17 protein-coding genes are annotated in these 20,271 nt (G+C 71.1%); 9 read left to right on the forward strand and 8 right to left on the reverse strand.

Annotation, left to right across the window (positions count from 1 at the left end; all coding sequences use genetic code 11):
• Positions 1-7 precede the first annotated feature (7 nt).
• On the forward strand, positions 8-697 hold the full coding sequence (locus FRADC12_RS16245; protein ID WP_045877282.1) for a response regulator: 690 nt from the start codon (positions 8-10) through the stop codon (positions 695-697).
• A 69-nt stretch (positions 698-766) separates the two neighbouring features.
• Here FRADC12_RS16245 and FRADC12_RS16250 read toward each other — a convergent pair whose 3' ends face one another.
• Complete coding sequence (locus FRADC12_RS16250) at positions 767-3,355, reverse strand: sensor histidine kinase (protein ID WP_045877283.1); 2,589 nt, start codon at positions 3,353-3,355, stop codon at positions 767-769.
• 217 nt (positions 3,356-3,572) lie between these two features.
• Here FRADC12_RS16250 and FRADC12_RS16255 point away from each other — a divergent pair, with 217 nt between their 5' ends.
• Entirely contained in the window at positions 3,573-4,079 is a 507-nt protein-coding gene (locus tag FRADC12_RS16255; RefSeq protein WP_045877284.1) for a hypothetical protein, read from the forward strand.
• A 580-nt stretch (positions 4,080-4,659) separates the two neighbouring features.
• Here the strand turns inward: FRADC12_RS16255 and FRADC12_RS16260 are convergent.
• Both FRADC12_RS16260 and FRADC12_RS16265 read right to left on the reverse strand, forming a co-directional pair.
• Positions 4,660-5,730 (reverse strand): alpha/beta hydrolase, encoded by a 1,071-nt coding sequence (locus FRADC12_RS16260; RefSeq protein WP_045877285.1) that lies wholly within the window; start codon positions 5,728-5,730, stop codon positions 4,660-4,662.
• A gap of 335 nt (positions 5,731-6,065) precedes the next feature.
• Positions 6,066-8,183 (reverse strand): phosphatidylglycerol lysyltransferase domain-containing protein, encoded by a 2,118-nt coding sequence (locus tag FRADC12_RS16265; protein ID WP_045877286.1) that lies wholly within the window; start codon positions 8,181-8,183, stop codon positions 6,066-6,068.
• A 403-nt stretch (positions 8,184-8,586) separates the two neighbouring features.
• Between FRADC12_RS16265 and FRADC12_RS16270 the strand changes: the two genes are divergently transcribed.
• On the forward strand, positions 8,587-9,252 hold the full coding sequence (locus FRADC12_RS16270) for a mechanosensitive ion channel domain-containing protein (RefSeq protein ID WP_045877287.1): 666 nt from the start codon (positions 8,587-8,589) through the stop codon (positions 9,250-9,252).
• A 73-nt stretch (positions 9,253-9,325) separates the two neighbouring features.
• On the opposite strand, the gene FRADC12_RS16275 is transcribed toward FRADC12_RS16270, so the two are convergent.
• Positions 9,326-10,873: an LCP family protein gene (locus FRADC12_RS16275; protein ID WP_045877288.1), complete on the reverse strand. Its 1,548-nt coding sequence runs from the start codon at positions 10,871-10,873 to the stop codon at positions 9,326-9,328.
• A 624-nt stretch (positions 10,874-11,497) separates the two neighbouring features.
• Between FRADC12_RS16275 and tatA the strand changes: the two genes are divergently transcribed.
• Complete coding sequence (gene tatA / locus FRADC12_RS28480; protein WP_084010856.1) at positions 11,498-11,776, forward strand: Sec-independent protein translocase subunit TatA; 279 nt, start codon at positions 11,498-11,500, stop codon at positions 11,774-11,776.
• Positions 11,777-12,022: 246 nt separating this feature from the next.
• Here the strand turns inward: tatA and FRADC12_RS16285 are convergent, their stop codons facing one another.
• Positions 12,023-12,277: a N,N-dimethylformamidase beta subunit family domain-containing protein gene (locus tag FRADC12_RS16285; protein WP_045877289.1), complete on the reverse strand. Its 255-nt coding sequence runs from the start codon at positions 12,275-12,277 to the stop codon at positions 12,023-12,025.
• Between the two features lie 252 nt (positions 12,278-12,529).
• Positions 12,530-13,549: a phosphatase PAP2 family protein gene (locus FRADC12_RS28485; protein ID WP_052710953.1), complete on the reverse strand. Its 1,020-nt coding sequence runs from the start codon at positions 13,547-13,549 to the stop codon at positions 12,530-12,532.
• 427 nt (positions 13,550-13,976) lie between these two features.
• Between FRADC12_RS28485 and FRADC12_RS16295 the strand changes: the two genes are divergently transcribed.
• On the forward strand, positions 13,977-14,423 hold the full coding sequence (locus FRADC12_RS16295) for a MerR family transcriptional regulator (protein ID WP_084010858.1): 447 nt from the start codon (positions 13,977-13,979) through the stop codon (positions 14,421-14,423).
• A 464-nt stretch (positions 14,424-14,887) separates the two neighbouring features.
• Here the strand turns inward: FRADC12_RS16295 and nhaA are convergent, their stop codons facing one another.
• On the reverse strand, positions 14,888-16,129 hold the full coding sequence (gene nhaA / locus FRADC12_RS16300; protein WP_045877290.1) for a Na+/H+ antiporter NhaA: 1,242 nt from the start codon (positions 16,127-16,129) through the stop codon (positions 14,888-14,890).
• Between the two features lie 518 nt (positions 16,130-16,647).
• Here nhaA and crcB (FRADC12_RS16305) point away from each other — a divergent pair.
• The 4 genes from crcB (FRADC12_RS16305) (at position 16,648) to FRADC12_RS16320 (ending at position 19,176) form a co-directional block, all read left to right on the forward strand.
• Positions 16,648-17,085, forward strand: coding sequence for a fluoride efflux transporter CrcB (crcB, locus tag FRADC12_RS16305; RefSeq protein ID WP_045877291.1), 438 nt, complete (start codon positions 16,648-16,650; stop codon positions 17,083-17,085).
• Positions 17,082-17,426 (forward strand): DUF190 domain-containing protein, encoded by a 345-nt coding sequence (locus FRADC12_RS16310; RefSeq protein WP_045877292.1) that lies wholly within the window; start codon positions 17,082-17,084, stop codon positions 17,424-17,426. Before crcB (FRADC12_RS16305) ends, FRADC12_RS16310 begins: the two co-directional genes overlap by 4 nt.
• Positions 17,423-17,797: a fluoride efflux transporter CrcB gene (gene crcB, locus FRADC12_RS16315; RefSeq protein WP_045877293.1), complete on the forward strand. Its 375-nt coding sequence runs from the start codon at positions 17,423-17,425 to the stop codon at positions 17,795-17,797. Before FRADC12_RS16310 ends, crcB (FRADC12_RS16315) begins: the two co-directional genes overlap by 4 nt.
• A gap of 851 nt (positions 17,798-18,648) precedes the next feature.
• On the forward strand, positions 18,649-19,176 hold the full coding sequence (locus FRADC12_RS16320; RefSeq protein WP_045877294.1) for a MarR family winged helix-turn-helix transcriptional regulator: 528 nt from the start codon (positions 18,649-18,651) through the stop codon (positions 19,174-19,176).
• Positions 19,177-19,318: 142 nt separating this feature from the next.
• Here the strand turns inward: FRADC12_RS16320 and lgt are convergent, their stop codons facing one another.
• Positions 19,319-20,251, reverse strand: coding sequence for a prolipoprotein diacylglyceryl transferase (gene lgt, locus FRADC12_RS16325; RefSeq protein ID WP_084010864.1), 933 nt, complete (start codon positions 20,249-20,251; stop codon positions 19,319-19,321).
• Positions 20,252-20,271: the final 20 nt, after the last annotated feature.

The following is a 20,271-nucleotide window of genomic DNA, read 5'->3' on the forward strand; positions in this document are numbered from 1 at the left end:
CACAGCCATGACCAGCGTCCTCGTGGTCGACGACGACCCCCGACTGCTGCGCGCGCTGCGCATCACTCTGGAAGCGCGCGGATACCAGGTCATCGCCGCCACCGACGGCCGCACCGCGCTGGCGGCAGCCGCCGAGCCTGAACCGGACATCATCGTCCTTGACCTCGGACTGCCCGACCTCGAAGGCGTCGACGTCATCTGTGCCCTGCGCGGCTGGACCACCGCGCCGATCGTGGTGCTGTCGGGGCGCGCGGGCGGCACCGACAAGATCGCCGCGTTGGACGCCGGAGCTGACGACTACGTCACCAAGCCGTTCCGGATCGAGGAACTGCTCGCGCGGCTGCGCGCCGTCGCGCGACGCGCGGCGATACCGTCGGAAATGCCCGTAGTCGCCGTCGGCGACTATCTGATCGATCTGGACGCGCGGCGCGTGACGCCGAAGCCCGATAGTGGCGGCGTCGGGGAGATCCGGCTCACGCCGACCGAATGGCACCTGCTGGATCTCCTGGTCCGCAACCCGGAAAAGCTCCTGACCTATCGCGATCTCCTGCCTCCCGTCGGCGGTCCCGCGCCCAAAGAACGCAGCCACTACCTGCGTGAGTACATAGGTCGTCTTCGCCGCAAGCTCGAACCCGACCCGACCCGGCCGCGTCATCTGATCACCGAGCCTGGCATCGGCTACCGCTTCCAGCCATGACTGGCGTGCCCAGTGACACGCCGCGGGCACCCGTAAGCCCCGGCGAGGGCCGGCCGGCGATCCAGGTGACTAGGTGAGCGCGCCCGTGACAAGGCCGCTGTCCTCGTGAGTGACGCGGCCGGCGGGCTGCCCGTCCGTCGCGGCTGGCAGCGTCACCACCATGGTCAGCCCCCCACCCGGTGTGTCCTCAAGTGTCAGCGTGCCGCCCATGGCCTCCGTGAGACCCCGGGAGATCGCGAGGCCAAGTCCGATACCGCTGTCGTTGTCGGTGTCGCCCAGCCGCTGGAAGGGAGCGAAGACCAGCTCCCGGTCCTGCGCCGGCAGCCCAGGCCCACGGTCGATCACCCGGATCTCCACCCGGTCACCCAGCGCGCTCCCGGTGATCACAGGTGGGCAGCCGGGCGGTGCGTAGCGGGCCGCGTTCGACAGCAGATTGACGATCACCCGTTCCAGCAACGCCGGGTCGGCGTAGGCTGGCGGCAGATCGTCCGCAACCCGGACCACGACGTCGTGGCCTGCTGCTCCCAGGCCGCGCAGCGCGCTGGGAACGACATCATCGAGCCCGACCGGCGCGGGAAACACGCTCAGACTCCCGGCCTGCAGGCGGCTCATGTCCAGCAGGTTCTCCACCAACCGGGCCAGCTGGTCCAACGCCTCCCCGGCCGTGGCGAGCAGCTCGACCCGTTCGCCGACCGTCCAGCTGACCTCGTCGCTGCGCAGGTTCGCGACGGCGGCCGACGCGGAGGCAAGCGGGCTGCGCAGGTCGTGGCTGACGGCCGCGAGCAGCGCCCGGCGGGTGCGGTCCGCCTCGGCGAGCGGCCCCGCCTCGGCCACCGCCTCGGCCAGGCGCCACTGGCGCAGCGCCACCGCGGCCTGTGCTGCGAACGCGGCGAGGACCCGCCGGTCCGCCGCCGGCAGCGGGCGGCCCTTCAGCACCAGGGCGAGATCGTCACTGACCGGCAGATCGGTGTCCGCCTCCTGCGGGCGCTGGCATGGGTCAGGGCCGGCGCTGCTGACCACCTGCCAGGCGCCCTGCGTCTCCTGCCGACTGCTTTCGTCGCCGCCGGCCACGCGTTCGAGCAGTGCGACGGAGGAGAGACCGAACATCTCCCGTACCTGTGCCAGTAGCGCGGGCACCGCCTGGCCTCCGCGCAGGACGCTGCCGGCCAGCGTCGAGAGCATCTCCGCCTCCGCCGCGGCCCGGGCCGCCTGGCTGGTCTTGCGGGCCGCCCGGTGGACAACGCTGCTCACCATCGCCGCGACGGCCACGAACGCCAGCAGCGCGAGCAGGTTGTTGCCCGCGGCGACGGTGAGCCGATGGATCGGTGGGATGAAGTAGTAGTTGAGCAGCAGCGAGCCGCCGGCCGCCGCCAGCAGCGCGGGTGCCAGGCCGCCGACCAGTGCAACCGCGACGACCACCACCAGGAATGCCAGCGTGTCGCTGGTCAGGTTCACCTCGGCCCGCTCGTGCGTCAGCGCCGCCGTCAGTAACGGCAGCAGCGTCACCGCAGTGAGCACGCCGAGGAGGCGTCGCCGCATGGTCAGACCCGCGGCCGGGCGCGGCAGCAGCCGGCCGCTGCTCACCTGGTCATGGGTGACCAGGTGCACGTCGATCGCGCCAGACAACTTCGTCGTCGTCACACCGATGCCAGGATCGACGAGATGGGCGAGCCGGCCACGCCGGCTCGCGCCGAGCACCAGCTGGGTGGCGTTCTCCGCCCGGGCGAAATCCAGCAAGGCGGCGGGCACATCGTCCCCGACTACCTGGTGATAGCTGCCACCGAGGCTTTCCAACAGCACCCGTTGCCGGGCAAGATCCGTCGGCGACGCGCTGACCAGCCCCTCCGACCGGGTGACGTGTACCGCGAGAAGGTCGGCGCCGTTCGCGCGGCCCGCGATCCGGGCCGCCCGGCGGATCAGCGTGTCGCCCTCGGGGCCGCCGGTGAGCGCGACCACCACTCGCTCCCGGGTCTCCCACGGCCTCGAGATGGCGTGCTCGCCCCGGTAGCGGTCGAGTTGCTCCTCCACCTTGTCAGCCAGCCACAGCAACGCCAGCTCCCGCAGCGCGGTCAGGTTGCCGACCCGGAAATAGTTTCCGAGCGCCGCGTCGATCTTCTCGGGCCCGTAGACGTTGCCGTGCGCCATCCGCCGGCGCAGCGCCTCCGGCGTCATGTCGACCAGCTCGACCTGCTCGGCCGCGCGCACCACCGCGTCCGGCACCGTCTCCCGCTGCGGGATCTCGGTGATCGCCTCGACCACGTCGTTGATGGACTCCAGGTGCTGGATGTTCAAGGTCGACAGCACGTCGATGCCCGCGTCCAGCAGCTCGTCGACGTCCTGCCAGCGCTTGGTGTTCCGGGCACCAGGAACGTTCGAGTGCGCCAGCTCGTCGATGAGCACCACTGCGGGGTGGCGGGCCAGGATCGCGTCGAGGTCCATCTCCTCGAAGGCGGCGCCCCGGTAGGAGACCGCCCGACCGGCGATGATCTCCAGGCCGTCGACCAGCCCGGCGGTCCGAGGCCGACCGTGGGTCTCCACCACCCCGACGACCACGTCCGTGCCCCGCTCCTTACGGCGGTGCGCCTCGCACAGCATCGCGTAGGTCTTGCCAACCCCCGGCGCCGCACCAAGATAGATCCGCAACCTGCCGCGTGTCATGCAGTCCAGTCTGGGTCCGCCCAGAGCGGCCCGGGCCCGGCAAAGCGTCAAAGGAACGTGGAAATCCAGGGCACAGGCGTCAACATCCCACGACGACGAGCACACATCGGCCGCCGTGGGACGAGGGTGGAACTGCTGGCTTCCCGGCGGCGCTGAGTTCCAGTCGTCCGTGCTCCGCCCGCGGGAGCTCCACCGATGAGGACCTACGGAGGCCGCGGTGTGGTCGCTGGATGCACCCGATGCCGCAGGCGAACGCCCGCGGCCGCCGTGGGAGATCGTTCTGTTCGCCGCGTTCTGCGGCCTGCTGGTCCTGGCTGCCGTCTTCGCCGTGCTCCCACCCGGAAGGGCGACCGGGGCCGGCATCCTCATTGTGTTCACGGCGTTGATCACCTACCGGGCGCCGGTTTTCGCCGGTGTCGCGCTCGGAGTGCTCACCTGGCTCTTCGACCTCGGGTTTGTCGTCCACACCGAGGGCGATCTGGGAATCCCCACGGCAGGCGAGTGGCTGTTGCTTGCCGCGCTGCTGGCGACCGGCGCCCTGTGCGCCGGCGTGGGCTGGGTGGCACGACGGTCGCCCGGCCGGCGAACAAGCAGGCGGGCTGGCCGGCGGGGCCGTTTCGGGACCCGGACAGCGTTTTCGATGCTTCCGCACACGGCGCCGGACAACGACTGGACCGGTCTCATGCTGCCTCGCCAGCGCGAGGACGACGGCGTGCGCCGCTGACGTCAGTGCAGTGCTTCCGACGCGCCGACTGACACTGGATCTGTGACACGCGCGCGTGACGCTGGACAGGCGGTCAGCCCGCACCCTTCCACGCCGCCCCGACACACCTCGAAAGGGCCAGGCGAAGCTTTCACGCCGGGGCGGCGTGCCCGAAGGGCCAGGGGAACTCAGTAGTTCCTTTCTGGCGCCTGGTCACGCTGCGTGGTCGTGGCCGTCATCAATGGTCAACGCGATACGCCGGGTTGTGTGGGGGTCGCGAGAGACGACCGTCGGTGCTCCGGGGTGCGGTGGCGGGATGGGCGGCAGCGGCAGCGCGCCGGCCGGCGACGATTCGCTCGATCCGTCCCTGACGGCGACTGGCGCTGGGCGAATGGTCGCGCGTGGGTGGTGCTCGGTCGCGCAGCCGGTCAGCGCCTGCGCCGCTCCGACGCTGAGGAGCGACAGAAGCACTCGACGGTCCATAACTCGCCCTATTCGGGCATTCAGACAGCTTTGGCCGTATGGCTGTTGCGAGCGGCGGTGCTGGCAATGCTGAATCGGGTGGCCGTCAGCGGCAGCTTGGGATCTCCCGGCTGTGCCGTCAGCTGGTCGTGGCGAGGGCCGAGGTGGGGACGGCCCAGCGGAGGCTGTCGCGCAGGGCCGGGCGCCAGACGCCGTAGTCGTGGCCGCCGGGTCGCAGTCGCAGGTCGACGTCGAAGCCGCCGCGGTGGGTCAGGAGGCGGGCCATGGTGAGGGTGTCGCGCAGGGCCTCACGGTCGCCGCGGCCACAGTCCAGCCAGATCCGCATCGGTGGGGACGGCGGGAGTGTGGGTGCGTAGCGGACGGGGGTGTTGGCGGCGGCGAGGGCGGCGAGGTCTGGCCGGGGGCCGAACAGGCCGGCCATGCCGCCGCTGTGGGTGGGTTCGGCGAGCCCGGACATCGCGACGATCGTCTCGACGAGGTCGCGGTGGCGCAGCCCGAGGTTGAGCGCGCAGAACCCGCCCGCGGACATCCCGGCGAAGACCCGGTCGGCCCGGTCGGGACGGGTGCGTAACTGTGTGTCGACGGACGGGATGACGTCGTCGATGAGGTAGGTCTCGATGTGTTCGCTGGGCCGGTCGACGCACTCGCTGTCGTCCAGCCAGTCGTGGCTGACCCGCGGGGCGACGAGGATGGCTGGTTGGTCGGTGTGGGCCAGCAGGGCGCCGATGGTCGCGGCCTCGTTCGCCCGATACCAGTCGACGGGTGCGCCGGGGCTGCCGTGCAGCAGGTAGACCACGGGAAACCGTGCGTGGGGGTCGGTGAAGTACTGCGGCGGGAGGTACACCAGCGCCCGGTGGGTGCCAAAGCCGCTGTGCGTGCCGCTGATGGGCAGGGTGATGACGGATCCGTGTCGGTGCGGCCGGGTGGGCGCCTGAGCGATCGCGTCGCGCGCCGGGGCGGTCGGCCAGGACGTCACTCCGACGACGTCATCGACGCGGGGAAGGTACCCGTAGTGGGCGTTGATCAGGTCCGCCGCTGTCGCGAGTGTGACCAGCACCGCGACGGCACCGGCAGCGATCGCCGCGCCCCTTCCCCGACGACGCAGCCGGACACAGCACACCCAGCAGGCCAGCGACAGGCCGGCCAGCACGAGCGGAAACCACGTCCCGATGACGACGACCGACCCCAACCCACACCCCTGACCTGCGCCGCAACCTGCCCACAGCCGGCACCGCATCCCGGCCTCTATCGCACCGTAAGTCACGAGATGGCCGAAGCGCGCTTTGCTCGGGTGACGGCGACGACCTGGCTGGTTGACATCCCCGCGCCCCGTCCCGGCGCCGACGCAGACGGGCCGCACGGGACGACGGGCCGGCCGAACGGGGCCGGCCACGGTGCGTGACAGCTCTGGTCGCGTGCGCGAACCGATTCCGACCGACCTCACGGATCCGGGCGCTTGAGGGCGAAGCGGAGCGGCGGATCAAACCGAAGATCGGTTGCGTGGACGGGTCGGTGGACGGGTCGTCAGGGTTCGGTGTCCCGTTCGGGAGAGGTCACGCTGCTGCTGGGCCGGTCCGGCGCGGTGTCGCCAGTGGCCGATCGGTGCGGCGAGCGGCGGCGCACTTTGGAGGCGAGTCTGGTCACCGGGTGCCGCCAGCGGGGCCAGACCAGGAATGCTTCGGCTTCGAGCCCGGCCAGGACGATGCGGGGCAGGTCGGTGCTCGTGGGGTAGCAGACGTACCGGGGCTGCCAGGTGGGCTGGAACTTGGCATTGAACCGGTAGAGGCTGTCGATCTGGAACCAGCGGGACAGGAACATCAGCAGTCCCCGCCAGCCGCGGGCGAACGGCCCGGCGCCGAGCCGTTCGCCGCGTTCGAGTGCGGACCGCAGGAACGCGAAGTTCAGCGACACCTGGGTGACGCCCAGCTCGGCGGCGTGACAGAGAGTGTGAGCGATGAGGAACTCGTTCAGGCCGTTGTCCGCCGACCGGTCTCTTAGCATGGCGTCCAGCGACAGCCCGCTGTGGCCCCAGGGCACGAAGTGCAGCAGCGCCCGCGGCCGAGCTTCGCCACCGTCCGGGTCGGCGAGCAATGCGATCACGGCCACGCAGCCGCCGTCGGCGGCGTCGCCGAGCCGCCCGAGCGCCATCGAGAAGCCGCGTTCGGTCTCGGTCCCTCGCCAGGCCGCGGCCTGGCGGGTGAGCCGGTCGGTCTCGTGCGGCGGAATGTCACGCATGCGTCGGGCGAGGGCGGTGTAGCCGGCGCGTTCCACCCGGCCCGCGGCCTGGCGGACGTTGCGCATCGACCGGCCCTGCAGGGTGAAGCTGGCCGTGTCGACGACGGCCTCGTCGCCGAGTTCCAGGACAGACAGGCCGGTGCGTTTCCAGGCGATAGCGCCAGTCTGTGAGCAGCCCATGACCGCCGGCGTCCAGGCGTGGTCAGCCGCTTCGCGAAGGAATTCCCTGATTGCTCCTGGCCAGGCTTCGGGATCGCCAAGCGGGTCGCCGCTGGCGAGCATGACGCCGGAGACCACCCGGTAGGCGACACCGGCCTTGCCAGTGGGCGACCAGATCATCGACTTGTCGCGGCGTAGCGCGAAGTATCCCAGCGAGTCGGCCTCGCCGTGCCGGTCGAGCAGGGCACGTACCTGTGCCTCGTCCTGGTCGGTCAGCCGTGGCCGTGGCTCGGATGGCCGCAGCGCCAGGTAGCCGGTGGTCACGACCGTGAGCAGACCCATCGCCAGCAGCACCCGGGCAGCGAGGTCGGCGAACCGGTCGGAGGTGTACCGCAGCGGGCCTGGGATACCTACGAGACCTCCGAGGATCTGTTGGAGTTCGGCGGACAGCGGGTGCGGAGCGACGATGTGGCCTGAGCGGGCACGCAGGAGCAGCAACCCGATCCCGATGGAGATGAAGGTGAGCGTCAGGCCGACGCCGAACGCGCGCCACCGGGTTGTCGGGTCGCCTTTGGCCTGGAACTCCCGTCGGGTCACCAGCAGAACACCGAACAGTGCGGCCGATCCGGCCGCCTCCTCGACGTCCAGTCCCTTGACCAGATGCAGCATGACGCTGGCCGCCAGCAGGATCACGACCGCCCGCCAGGCCCGCCGCTTACGGCGGCGGAGGCCACGCGCGAGCAGGACCAGCAGCATCCCAACCAGGACGGTGAACGCCGCCGCCTGCCGCGACACCGACCCCGGCAACACCTCCCGTAGGTCCGCCAGCCGGAAGCGCCACTCCGGGGTGACCACCGACACGATGTCGATCACACCGATGGTCAACGTCAGCAACGCGGCGACCCGCGGCACCCAGGGCAGCCGCCATGCGGACAGCCGCGGCAGCACCCCGCCAGCACCCGGCTCGGAACGCTCGACAAAGCCGTGCGGTTCACGCGGCAGGCGGCCACCGCTCGTCGGCTCCGCCGCCGCCCGCCGCGGGCCGGATGCCCCGCCGGGCTGGGACGAGAGATGACGGCGAGCGGTCGTGGCGTCCTCCTCGACGCCGTGCACCAGCCGCTGCCTCACCCCGCGGCCCGACCCCGCGCCGGCACGCCTACCGTGCCCGCGCCGGTCCCGCTGCCGCCGGTCCGGACGAGGCACCTGCCCGGGGCCGCCCGCGGCCTCGCTGTTGCTGGACCCATCCATCGTGTCGTCTCCGGTGCGCTCACCGCGTGTGCCTTACGCCGTCACGACCATAGACCTAGCCGCCATGGACGCCATCCGAAACGTCCCACGAGGAGCAGCCACGTAGAGACCTACGTGGCTGGCTGACGGCCGTTTGGACCAGCGACGCTGCGAAGCGCGCCGTGCCCGCTCGCCGACGGGTGACTCCTGCGCCCCGACGGGCCGAGCGCCGTCCCATCGCCGTCTGCGCCAGGTGTCGCAGGCGGTCAGGGGCTGCCTGCCGACGTGCGGGCGGAAGGTCGGGCGGGATCGGCTCCCAGACTGGTCGGGTTTGCCGATAGCCGGGACGAAGCGTAACCAGGAAGGCGTGAGACTCCATCGCGGTCGGGGCCGAGGCCATGTACCCAGTGCGCCGTTCGCGCACGTGACCGCGGACTTTCGTACCGCGGCCGTCTGCGGGCTGCTGGCGTGTGCCGCCATGGTCGCGGCCGGCGGGTTCGGCGACATCCACGGCCACGCGTTGCATCAGAAGATCCTCGGGGCGGCCGGTTCGGCGGCATTCCTGGTCTTCGCCGTGCTGACAGTCCGGGCGACGAGCAACGAGATCTACCGGGTGCTGCGGCCCAGGACCGGCGACGGGCACGCCGCGGTCGTCCGCTTGCTGATCAACCTGGTCGGCTATACGGCCGTGCTGTTCTCGACGCTGGACCTGCTCGCCCTCCCGATCCAGCATCTGCTGCTTGGCGGTGCGCTGACCGGCGTGTTCGTCGGCATCGCCTCCCAGCAGGCGCTGGCTAACGTCTGTGCCGGGCTGGTCCTGCTCCTGGCCCGCCCCTTCAACATCGGCGACCATGTCCGCGTCCGCTCCGGTGCCCTCGGCGGAATCCTGACCGGGCAGGTCACCGGCATGGGCCTGAGCTACGTCAGCCTGCTCACCGAGGACGGGCCGTTATCCATCCCGAACAGCGCGATGCTGGCCGCTGGCGTCGGCGCGGTACCCCCACCCGCCGTCCCGGCCCCCGCCGTGCCCGCCCAGCCAGCCCCCGCCACGATCCCCGATCCCGGTCCCGTCAACCCGACTCCGATTTGACCAGGACGGGTGGCGGGGTCTCGGCCGCGGGTGGGTAAACATCTGACAGGTCGGTGTCCGCGCTGCCGGCTCCTTACATTTGGCGGGCCGCGGTCGAGTCGGAGTCGGGGATCTTGGGGCTGCGGGCGTAGGCCCTGCTCGGCGATCCGAACTGGGTGGTGTCCTGGGTGCTGACGTGGACGCAGCCGTTCGAGGCCGCGGCGTTGAGCGGGTTCGCGTTGGTCGGCGCGGTGACGGGTCCGGTAGTGGACGCCGTGGGGGTGGCCGACAGGGTGGTCCCGGTCGGCCAGTCCGAGCCGATGTTCAGGACCAGCGACGTTGACGTGCTGGTCGCGGACAGGTCACCGGCCGGCAGGCCCAGCGCCGACGCGACGGTTCGGGCCGCGGCTTGCTCATCGGGTTCGTAGGAGAGGCGGGTGGCCGCGGTCGCCGGGCCGTTGCCGCCGTCGCGCACCAGCGTGTAGCCCCTGGCCTGCAGAGAGGTCGTGATCTTGGAGGCGCGGCCAGGGTAGCCGCTGCCGTTCTCCACCGTCAGCCGCACCGTGGACGGGGCGACGGTCACCGGCGCCGTCGTGGCCGCCCCCTGAGGGGTCGTGGTCGCCTGGCCGCCCGACAGTGACTGGTCGTTGTCGATCTCCTGGAAGAGCTCGCGCGCGCCCGGCGCCGGGATGACCCGGGCCGTATCGCTCGGGTCGGGCACGTTGGGCATCGTGACGAACGTGATCCGGTTGGTCGGCACGTCGTTGAGCTGACCCGCCAGTGAGACCAGGGGCGACGGGCCGCCGGCCAGGCTGTCATCGACCGTGAGCGCCTTGGTCGCCGCGTTCGCGAGGCTCAAGAGCGTCACCGGGTTCGACAGGGTGTTCGCGCTTTTCAACTTCTGGATCAGCGCCGAGAGGAACACGTGCTGGGCGGCCTCCCGGCCGAGGTCGCTGCCGTCGCCGAAGCCGTGCCGGGTGCGCAGGAACTCCAGCGCCGCCAGCCCCTTGAGGGTGTGCGTGCCCTTCGCCAGCTTCAGCTGGGAGTACGGGTCGTAGACGTTGTTGTCGACGCAGACGCTCACCCCGCCGATCGCGTCGGACATGCTGACGACGCCACCGAAGTCGACCATCACGAAGTGGTCGATCACGGCGCCGGTCAGCTGGTGCACCGCCGCGACGGTACAGCCCGGGCCGCCCCGGCCCAGGCTGCTGTTGATCTGTCCCTTGCGGATCTCCGGGTAGACATACCCGCTGGTGGGGTCCTTGCAGGCCGGCAGGTCGGTCACGGTGTCGCGCGGGATGGACATGACCGTGGCGTTCGTCCGGTTCGCGGACAGGTGCACGAGCATCTCCACGTCGGCGTTCGCGCCGACGGTCGCGTTCGTGCCCGTGCCGCAGGCGCCGCCGTCCGAACCGCCGATCTGGCAGTCCGTCGCGGACGACCGGGTGTCGGAACCGAGCACCAGGATGTTCATCGGGGTCTTGCCGGCGGCGTCCGGCTTCTCGGTCCCCTGCGGCCCGAAACCGAGATCAAGCCTGGAGGTGCGGATGTTCCCGGTCAGATAGACCGACGACGCCCAACCACCCACGACGAAGGCGAACAGCGCGAACGACACCAGGCCGCCGACCGCCTGGACCACGCGGGTCCGCCTCGACGCGCGCCGTGGCGCGAGCAGTCCCGACGGGCCGGGTGGACCAGCACCCATCTCACCCATTCCTGCCAATTCTCCCCGCCTGTCTACGCCTCGCCGCAACCCGGGCGGTAACGGTCGTCCAACACACAGAACGATAGATCCAGGATCGTCCAACAACACCGGGCAGCCGCCCGGCTCGCACCAGCGGGACGGCGTTGGCCGCCCTCGCGCTGACCGCGAGGTCTGCCGGCCGCACCGCCGACCGGCGACGGCCCCCGCAGGCCCGGGCCTGCGGCCAAGTCCTCGGCCTGGTGACGCTGTCGGATTGTCACGCTGCGCATTCCCTGAGACGACCCAAGGAACCGTGCCGCTGGGAACGGCGCGAGATAACCGCAGCGCTCCCGGCCGACGGCCGCATGGTGATCGACGGGCCTGCTCTCGATCACCACAACAGAATCCTTACCGCCACCCGTCCAGCTGAGCCCATACGCGGGCGCCCTCGTGGCGCCCTCGGGAACGTGCGGGCCATCGCTACTGTGCCAGGCTGGATGAGACAATATGGAAAGACCAGTGGCCACCGTCTACACGGCAGTAGACCCGCCTGGCTCAAATTGTGGAATCGAGGACACGATGGGTGAGTTCGGCCCCTGGCACCTGCTGATTGTCGCAGTGGTGTTCGTACTGCTGTTCGGCGCCAAGAAACTACCCGAGGCCGCCCGGTCGATCGGCCGCTCGATGCGAATCTTCAAATCGGAGGTCCGCGGCCTGCACGACGACGACGCGCCGCACGCCACCCCGGCAGCTCCCGCTCCGGTGACCCCGCCCGAGGTGGCGACGAGCACGGGCGTGCCTATCGCTCTCGATACTCCGGCCACGCCGGTTCCGGCAACCGGGAAGCAGCCCGGCTGAGACCCCGACGCTCGACCGGCAGGGATGCGGGCTCACGGCGGACACCGTGAACGTCGGTGCCGACGGCGCGCCGCGATGGCACGGGAGGCTAGGAGCGGCCACAGTCACAGGTCGGCGCGTCTCGAAGGATCGCCGTTCAGCGTTCGAGTCCGGTGACCTTGTGCGCGTAGCCGGTCGGTACGGACCGCGCGGCCGGGTGTGCCTGGCCGGCCGGCCCGACGGCAAACGCCCGCAGCAGGTTGGTCGTCACCTGGCTGGTGAACGCCTGGACCCGCGGCCCGCTCGCGCCGGCTCGCGCATCGCCCGTGAGTAGTACTCGTCGTGGCCCAGGGAGATCACCGCGCGGGCTCCGTCGAGCAGCTGCGGGTCCGCGTCCAGGTCGACGTCGGTCGCGTAGCCCAGTGGCAGGCCGAGCCGCTCGGCGAGCGCGACGGGCGGCTCCTCGTTGCCGGTGAAGTCGGCGGCGCCGTCGCCGAGGTCGTAGGGCCGGTCGAACGACACGAGGGGACGACGTGAAGATCACCCGGTGGCCGTGTGCCCCAGCGTAGACCCCGACGGGTGGCGAGAAGCGTTCGAGGCCTTCACCGGCCGGCTCGATCCTGGATCGCTTTTGTCGGCGGTCCGGGAGCGGTCGCCGAGCGAGCCTTTCACCACCCGCCGATGCACGAGTCGTGCGTGGAGGCATCCACGCGGCTCTGCCCCCGACCTGCCTGCCGGTTGTGGAGGAAACCTGGACGCTCCCTGTCCGGGCGTCTACGGGCGCTGGTCGGGGTCACCGGGCCTGGCTGGCGGTTCGCTGGGTGATGTGGCGGGGTGCGTGGTGGCGCCCGCCGCTGCGTCGAGCAGGAGCGCGAGTGTGAGGATGAGGGCGACCGCGAGCGCGGCGCCGGCGAGCACGTCGGTTGCGTAGTGGTAGTGCAGGGCGATCAGGCCGAGGGGTAGGGCGCTGGCGAGGATGGCCGCGAACGTTGCCAGTAGTAGCCGTAGCGTCCGCGGTAGTCCGGCGAAGGTGCCGCCGGGTAGCAGGAAGAGGGTGATGGTGACGGCGAGGGCGACGGCCCCGGTGGTGTGGCCGCTGGGGAATGCCAACCCACCGCCCTTGTGTCGGCCGATCAGCGGCTTGAGTACGTACTCGGTCAGTGCCCCGGCCAGTGTCGGGCCGGCTGCGGCGAGGGTCGCGGCCCGCATCCGGCGTAGCGTCAGACAGCCAAGGGCGAGCAGCGTGCACAACACGGTGACGCCGGTCGGGCTGCCGAGTTCGACCAGACGGCTCAACACGGGCCGCGACGGCAGCAGGCGGTAGGCGACGGGGCTGTCGATGCGCTGGTCGACCTTCAGTGGGCCGTGGCTGCCCGCGACCCGGCTGGCGAGGACGCCGACGGTCGTCAGGCTCGGCAGGATGACCAGCCAACAGAACGGGCGTACGACCGGCGGGACGAGCCCGCCAGGGTCCTCGGCACGGTTGGCGCCCTTGACGGGCGCCCGATCGTGCAGTGCGAAGGCGCAGAGCAGCAGCAGGTCGACGCCGAGCGCCGCCGTGGCGGCGAGCACGGTGGCGCCGACATCGGGAAACTCGGGGGTGTTCAACACACCGGGGTTGAGCGCCAGCCGCGGCGCGAGCGAGCCTACGGCCACGAACAGCGCGAACCCGACAACCGCGAACAGGGTGATCCGTCGCGGATGGGCGCCGGCATATCGGCTGAACGCCGTACCTGGCCGGTGCCGCGTCAGCCGGTCGTGGCCTGGGACATCTCGGTGCGGATCCGTCCACATATCTACTACATGCTACTACAGATGCTCGGGCTCACAGGCCAGGGCTCGCAGCGTCGCGGGCATCACGCGGGCCGGTCGCCTCCCACCGTGCGGGCCGGACACATGACAGTTACGTGAGAGTATAGTTCGCAAGCCCCCGGATCGAGCGCGAGGCCACACCGCGACACGGAATGACCGTGCAACCGACGGTGGCAAACGTCCCGCGCAGATCTGACGCGCCGACGGTTTGGTGTGGTTGCGGGCGCGCGGCGCCAGCCCTTTGCCCGCCCATCTCCGCGCCGCGCGCGGGCCTGCTCCTGGCATTGGCGAGCCTGCCTGCGTCGAGTCGGGCACCAACATCCCCAGGCCCGACCGACATACAGTGCCAACGACAACCCACTAAATCTGACGGATGGGTCCAGCCGCACAGGAGCGAAGGGGCCACAAGATGGAAGACGTGGCACCGGCGGGGCTGCTCCAGATCGGGGCACTGGCCGAACGGGTCCACCTGTCGCTGCGCACCGCCCGCTACTACGAGCAGGTCGGCGTCTTCGAACCAGCCGGCCGCACAGCGGCGGGCTACCACCTCTACGACGCCAAAGCGGTCGAACGCCTCCTGCTGATCAAGAAAATGAAGCCGCTGGGATTCTCTTTGGAAGACGTGCGCGCACTACTCACCCTGCGCGACGAACTGTCCGACGACCGGCTCCCGGACGACAGACGCGAAGAACTGCGCGGCCAACTACGGACCTGGATCGTCGTGGCCGAGGAGAACCTGGCGACCTTACGCGAGCAGGTAACCGCGGCCGAGTACCTCGTCGCACGTCTGCGCTCCGACCCAGCCGCCACAGCGCAGACCACCGCCGCCCGCCCCACGGCAAGGATCAATCCCTGACCGAACGGCGGATCTTCCGGCGCTACGCCGGCAGGTGGACGGCCAGCACAGCACCGGGATCGTCGGCATCATCTAATGCTGACCTCAGGTACCCGGGATTCCGTCATCACAGCGTCTCCGTCTGTCACACATCCGTCTGTCGAACACCAGGCCCGGTCATGGGCACCCCGATCCGCGATCCACCACCAGGCAGACCCGAGACCCCTACCCGCGCCGGACCCTCCGGGGCGTGGAGGGCCGAGGCCACGTCACCTCGGAGCGCGCCGGCCCTACCGTCGCGTAAGTGTGCGGTCGCGAGGTGGGCGCGGATGTGGCCCCCGCGCCGGCGCGGCCTCAGCAACGATGTCGCGCTGGTGGCCGCCCCGCCCGACGACCTGGGCTCCGAGCAGCCCGTCCGCTGGGGGTGTCGCCGGCGACGGGGATCGCGATCGGCTCGGCGCCCGGGGAACAGGCCGTTTCGTCAGTCAGCTGCCGGCGCGGCCAGGTCCTGGTCGAGGTCCGGGATGGTGTCGTCGTCGCGGTCGGCGTAGCAGGACGGCGGCGAGCAGGGCGGCGAGCAGTGAGCTGGCCAGGATGGCGATCTTGGTGTGGTTGTCTCGTTCGCTGCCGGTGCCGAAGGCGAGCTCGCCGATGAGTAGGGAGACGGTGAAGCCGATGCCGGCGAGGACCGCGAGCCCGAGGATGTCGATCCAGGCGAGGCCGTCGGCGAGGGTGGCGCGGGTGAAGCGGGCTACCAGGTAGCTGGCGGCGATGATCCCGAGCGGTTTGCCGATGACGAGGCCGATCATGACGCCGAGGGCGGCCGGGTCGCCCAGGGCGTTGGCGAGACCGTACAGGCCGCCGAGGGTGACGCCGGCGGAGAAGAGCGCGAAGATCGGCACGGCTATCCCCGCGGAGATGGGCCGCCAGCGGTGCTCGAAGTGTTCGGCGAGCCCGGGGCCCGCGTCCTGGCCGCCGGCCTGGTCGCTGCGGAGGACGGGCACGGCAAGGCCGAGTAGGACTCCTGCGACGGTGGCGTGGATGCCGGAGGCGTGGATCAGCGTCCAGGTGGCGGTGGCCAGGGGCAGCAGTAGCCACCCCGATTGCACCCGGTGTTGCACCAGCAAGGTGAACAGCGCCAGCGGTACCAGTGCGCCCAGCGCCGGGAGGACCGCCAGGTGGTGGGTGTAGAAGATGGCGATGATGGCGATGGCGAGCAGGTCGTCGACGACCGCGAGGGTGAGCAGGAAGGTCCGCAGTGCCGACGGCAGGTGGCGGCCGATGACCGCGAGCACGGCCAGGGCGAAGGCGATGTCGGTGGCGGTCGGGATCGCCCAGCCCTGTGAGGCGTCGCCGCCGAGGTTGACCAGTGTGTAGAGGATGGCGGGGACGGCGACGCCGCCGGCCGCGGCGACGACGGGGACCGCGGCGCGGCGCGGGTCGCGGAGGTCACCAGCGACGAACTCGCGTTTGAGTTCCAGTCCGGCGACGAAGAAGAAGATCGCTAGCAGGCCGTCGGCTGTCCACTGGGCGAGGGTCAGGTCCAGGTGTAGCCAGGGTGGGCCGAGCTGGTAGGACAGCATCGCCTGGTAGGAGTGTGACCAGGGCGAGTTCGCCCAGCCGAGCGCGACGATGGTGGCGGCGAGCAGGAGGGCGCCGCCGATGGTCTCCTTGCGCAGGATGGCCGCGATCCGGCGGGTTTCGGGCCAGGATCTGCGGGCGAACATGGGGGGCGGGGTCTGGCTCACGGCGGCGCTCCTGGTCAAGGGGTCAGCGGACACGCTGCCGACCAGACTTCCCGGCATACCGATGCCTTCTACCGTAGTGAAGCGAGGGTGCGGTGCGGGCCGCCGCAGTCACGGTGGCGCTGACAGCCGGGATGGCGAGGATCTCCGCCGCGAGGCTGCGTGTTCCCAACCGGAAGGTGCGGTTGGCGGTGAGGACCGATGGTGAAGCCGGGCGCTGTCTTACGGTTCGCCTGGATGCGGGGGTCTTGTGAGGGGTGTTTGCGGCAGCGCGGGTGGCGGACGCGGTATCTTGACGAAGGCCGGTGGCTGTTGGCCGCCGCGCGGCGGTGGGGCTCGCCGTACCCGAACCGCGGCACTCGGTCGAAGGTGCGACGAGGTGCCGCCAACAGTCCCTACTTGTGCCAGGTCGTGCCCGGCTGCCCGGGTGCCGCGCAGGTAGGGAGGTCGGTGTGGACGGCTCTTCGTCGCGGGAGGCCGTGAGGCCCTCGGATCCGGATGTGGATCTGCATGTTCCGGCGCAGCGTCGGGAACTGCACCGCAGGCCCATGCTGCTGCTGGCGGTGATCGCGGCCGGCGGCGCGATCGGGGCGTGCGTCCGTTATGGCGCGTCGCTGGCTTGGCCTACCACGGCTGGTGGGTTCCCGTGGGCCACGCTGGTGGTGAACACGGTGGGCTGCGCGGCGATCGGGCTGCTGATGGTGGTGATCGCCGAGGTGCGGGTGGTGCATCCGCTGGTCCGGCCGTTCCTCGGCACCGGGGTGCTGGGCGGGTTCACCACGTTCTCCACGTACGCGGTCGACGCGGAACGGCTGCTCGACGGCGGGCGGCCCGGCCTCGCTGTGGGATATCTGGCGCTGACCGTGGTGCTGGCGCTGGGTGCGGTATGGCTGTCGGCGGTGGCGACCCGCCGGCTGATCGTGAGGCGGGCGGGATGAGGCTGACGGGCCGGGCGCTGCGGCTGACGGTGTTCATCGGGGAGAGCGACCAGTGGCACCACCGGCCGCTGACCAGCGAGATCGTGCACCGGGCGCACCGTGCCGGGCTGGCTGGCGCGAGTGTCTTTCATGGGGTGGAGGGGTTCGGGGCGTCCTCGATCGTGCACACCACCCGGTTGCTGTCGCTGAGCCAGGACCTGCCGGCCGCGGTCGTCATCGTCGACGACGAGCCGCGCATCCGCGCATTCCTGCCGCAGCTCGACGAGCTCGTGACCGAAGGACTGGTCATCCTCGACGAGGTCGAAGTGATCCGCTACGTCGGCCGCCAGGCGGGCCGGTGAGCTGGCTGCTGGTGATCGTCGGGGCGGCGGTCGGGGCGCCGCTGCGCTATCTGACCGACCGGGCGGTGCAGGCCCGCCACGACACGGTCTTTCCCTGGGGCACGTTCACGGTGAACGTCGCGGCCAGTCTGGTGCTCGGCCTGCTCACCGGCGCGGTGACGGCGGGGGCGGCGTCCTCGCGGCTGGCGCTGCTGGTCGGGACGGGGCTGTGCGGGGCGTTGAGCACCTACTCGACGTTCTCCTACGAGACGCTGCGGCTGGTCGAGGACGGCTCCCGGCTGCTCGCCGCCGCCAACGCGCTCGGCAGTGTGCTGGCCGCGTTCGGCGCCGCCGTTCTCGGCGTGGCCGTGGCGCGGGCGGTGTGGGGATGACCCCGCCGGCGCAGGACCAGCAGCCCGCGCCCGCCGCCGCGGCTGGGCGGCTGCGGCCGTGGCGGTTCGTGCTGGTCTTCGGCGTGGTCAGCCTGCTGGCCGACTTTGTCTATGAAGGGGCCCGGTCGGTCACCGGGCCGCTGCTGGCCTCGCTCGGAGCCCGGCCAAGGACGCGCTGCTCTCCCACGCGACCGCCGCCACCGGGCGCGGCCGTGGGTTCGCCGTCCACGAGGCGCTCGACCAGCCTGGCGCGGTGGCCGGACCGCTGCTCGTCGCCGGTGTGCTCGCCACCGGCGCCGGATACGGGCCGGCGCTCGCCATGCTGGCCGTACCTGGCCTGGGTGCGCTGGTGGTGCTGGTCTGGCTGCGGGCCCGCGTGCCCGACCCCGCCGGCTACGGGCCGGCGGCCGTGCCCGCCCCCCGTACAGACCCGGACCCGGCCAACGTGTCCCGCACCCCGCTTCCCCGCGCCTTCTGGGTGTACGCGGCGTCGGGCGGGTGGGACGGGGACGCGGCGGTATCGGGTGGCGTGTCGCGGCCGGGAGCCTGTGGCTGTTCTGCTAAGGGCGGTGGGCTGGGCGTGGCCGCTGTGCCGTGCCGTGGCCGCGGCGAACGGGTCCGGCGGATGCGTTGGCCGGGCGGTGACACCCGTCCTGTGTGGCCGGCGGCCGGGCGTGGGCTGGTAGGGGAGGCCAGACATACGTCGCGGGTACCTGGCGGCTTCGCGGCGAACCGCGCTGACCGTCGGGATCCAGGTGCGGCGCAGATCGGTGGCTGGACGTCGCGGGGCTCGCCGATCGGCGATCGATCCGCCCGACCGCGAGCTGGCTATTCCCAGTTATCCTGCCGGAATGGTGCAGCCCAAGCGAGACTGGGACACGCGGCGGTTGACGGAGATCGTCATGCGTCTGCGACGGGCGCTGCGTACCAGTATCCGCAGCGACTATCCGTGGGAGATGCTTCCCATGGCCCAGGTCGAGCTGCTGCAGTGCCTGCGGGAGCGCGACGGTGCGCGGGTGGGGGAGCTGGCCGCGCTGCTGCGGCTTGCGCCAAACACGGTGAGCACCCTGATCCAACAGCTGTCCGATGCGGATCTTCTGCGGAGAAGCATCGATCCGACCGACCGGCGGGCCGCCCGGGTCTCGTTGACCGAAACAGGCACCGAGCATCTGCTGGGCTGGCAGGAGGCCCACGAACGCCGCCTCGGCGAGGCCCTGAACCGCCTGGACGTTGAGGACCAAGACGTCATCGTCAAAGCCCTGCCCGCCTTGTCCCGCCTCGTTGACCAACTCGCCGATCGCCGCGCCACCGAGCCCGACACGTCCGCCGACGCCGTACTGCCAGTTGCTGGAACGGGCGGGCCGAGTGGTGCCCAGTGAGTGCCTGCTCCAACTTGGGCGCTGGGTGTACCGGTAGGGCCCAGCCTGACGCGGCGTGAACGGGCCGCCGGCGCGCCCGTGTCCGTGCGTGTACAGGCGGTTGCGGCGTCCTCGGCGGCGGCGGGTGGTGTGGCGTGGGTCGTCATCGGTCCTGGCCGGTGGCGGCAGGGGTGGTGGGTAGCGCTGGATCCGGAGAGAGCTCGGGCGGTGGGGCGAGGCCGTGATCCGCTTCGAGGCGGACTCGCTCGGCGGGGACGCTGTCCCCTGACGCCGGCCTGGCTGTTGCCCGTCGGCGGCTGGCCAGGAGGTATCCGACCGCGGCGGCGAAGACGAGGATCGAGGTCCAGTCGTTCAGCCGCAGGCCTGCGATGTGGTTGGCATGGTCGTCGCGCAGTGCCTCGACCCAGCCGCGTCCGGCGGTGTAGGCGGCGACGTAAAGGGCGAACAGCTGCCCGCGGCGCAGAACCCCACGCCGGTCTGCGGCGAGCAGGAGGAGGAGCACGCCGAGGTCCCACAGCGACTCGTAGAGGAACGTCGGCTGGTAGAGCGCGATGGTCGGGGTCGAGGCGGGGCGGTGGGCCGGGTCGATGAGAAGCCCCCACGGCAGGCTGGTCGGCCGGCCGTAGAGCTCCTGGTTGAAGTAGTTCCCCCACCGGCCGATCGCCTGTGCCAGCACGAGGCCGGGCGCGGCGGCGTCCGCGAAGCCGGCCAGGCTGATGCCGCGGCGGCGGGAGGCGATCCATGCGCCGAGCGCGCCGAGCGCGACAGCGCCCCAGATTCCCAGGCCGCCGTCCCACAGGTAGAACACACGGACGGGGTGTTCACCGGCTTTGAAGTACAGCTCGGGGTCGGTGACGACGTGGTAGATCCGCGCTCCGATGATGCCGAACGGAACCGCCCAGGTGGCGACGGCGGTCACGTCCTCCCGATCACCGCCGCGCGCCTCCCATCGGCGCTCCGTCAGCCACACGGCGGCGCCGATCCCGGCGAGGATGCACAGGGCGTAGGCCCGGATCGGGACGGGCCCGAGATGCCAGACGCCTTGCGCGGGGCTTGGGAGATACGCCAGGACCATACGGATGCACCCATCCTCGT

Source organism: Pseudofrankia sp. DC12 (genome assembly GCF_000966285.1).
In the GTDB taxonomy this organism is placed as follows: Bacteria; Actinomycetota; Actinomycetes; order Frankiales; family Frankiaceae; genus Pseudofrankia.

What these genes read in the sequence shown, in the direction of transcription:
- FRADC12_RS16245 (WP_045877282.1), top strand. Translation starts at nt 8, where the DNA reads ATGACCAGCGTCCTCGTGGTCGACGACGACCCCCGACTGCTGCGCGCG.
- FRADC12_RS16250 (WP_045877283.1), bottom strand. Translation starts at nt 3,355, where the DNA reads ATGACACGCGGCAGGTTGCGGATCTATCTTGGTGCGGCGCCGGGGGTT.
- FRADC12_RS16265 (WP_045877286.1), bottom strand. Translation starts at nt 8,183, where the DNA reads ATGGATGGGTCCAGCAACAGCGAGGCCGCGGGCGGCCCCGGGCAGGTG.
- tatA (WP_084010856.1), top strand. Translation starts at nt 11,498, where the DNA reads ATGGGTGAGTTCGGCCCCTGGCACCTGCTGATTGTCGCAGTGGTGTTC.
- FRADC12_RS28485 (WP_052710953.1), bottom strand. Translation starts at nt 13,549, where the DNA reads ATGTGGACGGATCCGCACCGAGATGTCCCAGGCCACGACCGGCTGACG.
- FRADC12_RS16295 (WP_084010858.1), top strand. Translation starts at nt 13,977, where the DNA reads ATGGAAGACGTGGCACCGGCGGGGCTGCTCCAGATCGGGGCACTGGCC.
- nhaA (WP_045877290.1), bottom strand. Translation starts at nt 16,129, where the DNA reads ATGTTCGCCCGCAGATCCTGGCCCGAAACCCGCCGGATCGCGGCCATC.
- FRADC12_RS16310 (WP_045877292.1), top strand. Translation starts at nt 17,082, where the DNA reads ATGAGGCTGACGGGCCGGGCGCTGCGGCTGACGGTGTTCATCGGGGAG.
- FRADC12_RS16320 (WP_045877294.1), top strand. Translation starts at nt 18,649, where the DNA reads ATGGTGCAGCCCAAGCGAGACTGGGACACGCGGCGGTTGACGGAGATC.
- lgt (WP_084010864.1), bottom strand. Translation starts at nt 20,251, where the DNA reads ATGGTCCTGGCGTATCTCCCAAGCCCCGCGCAAGGCGTCTGGCATCTC.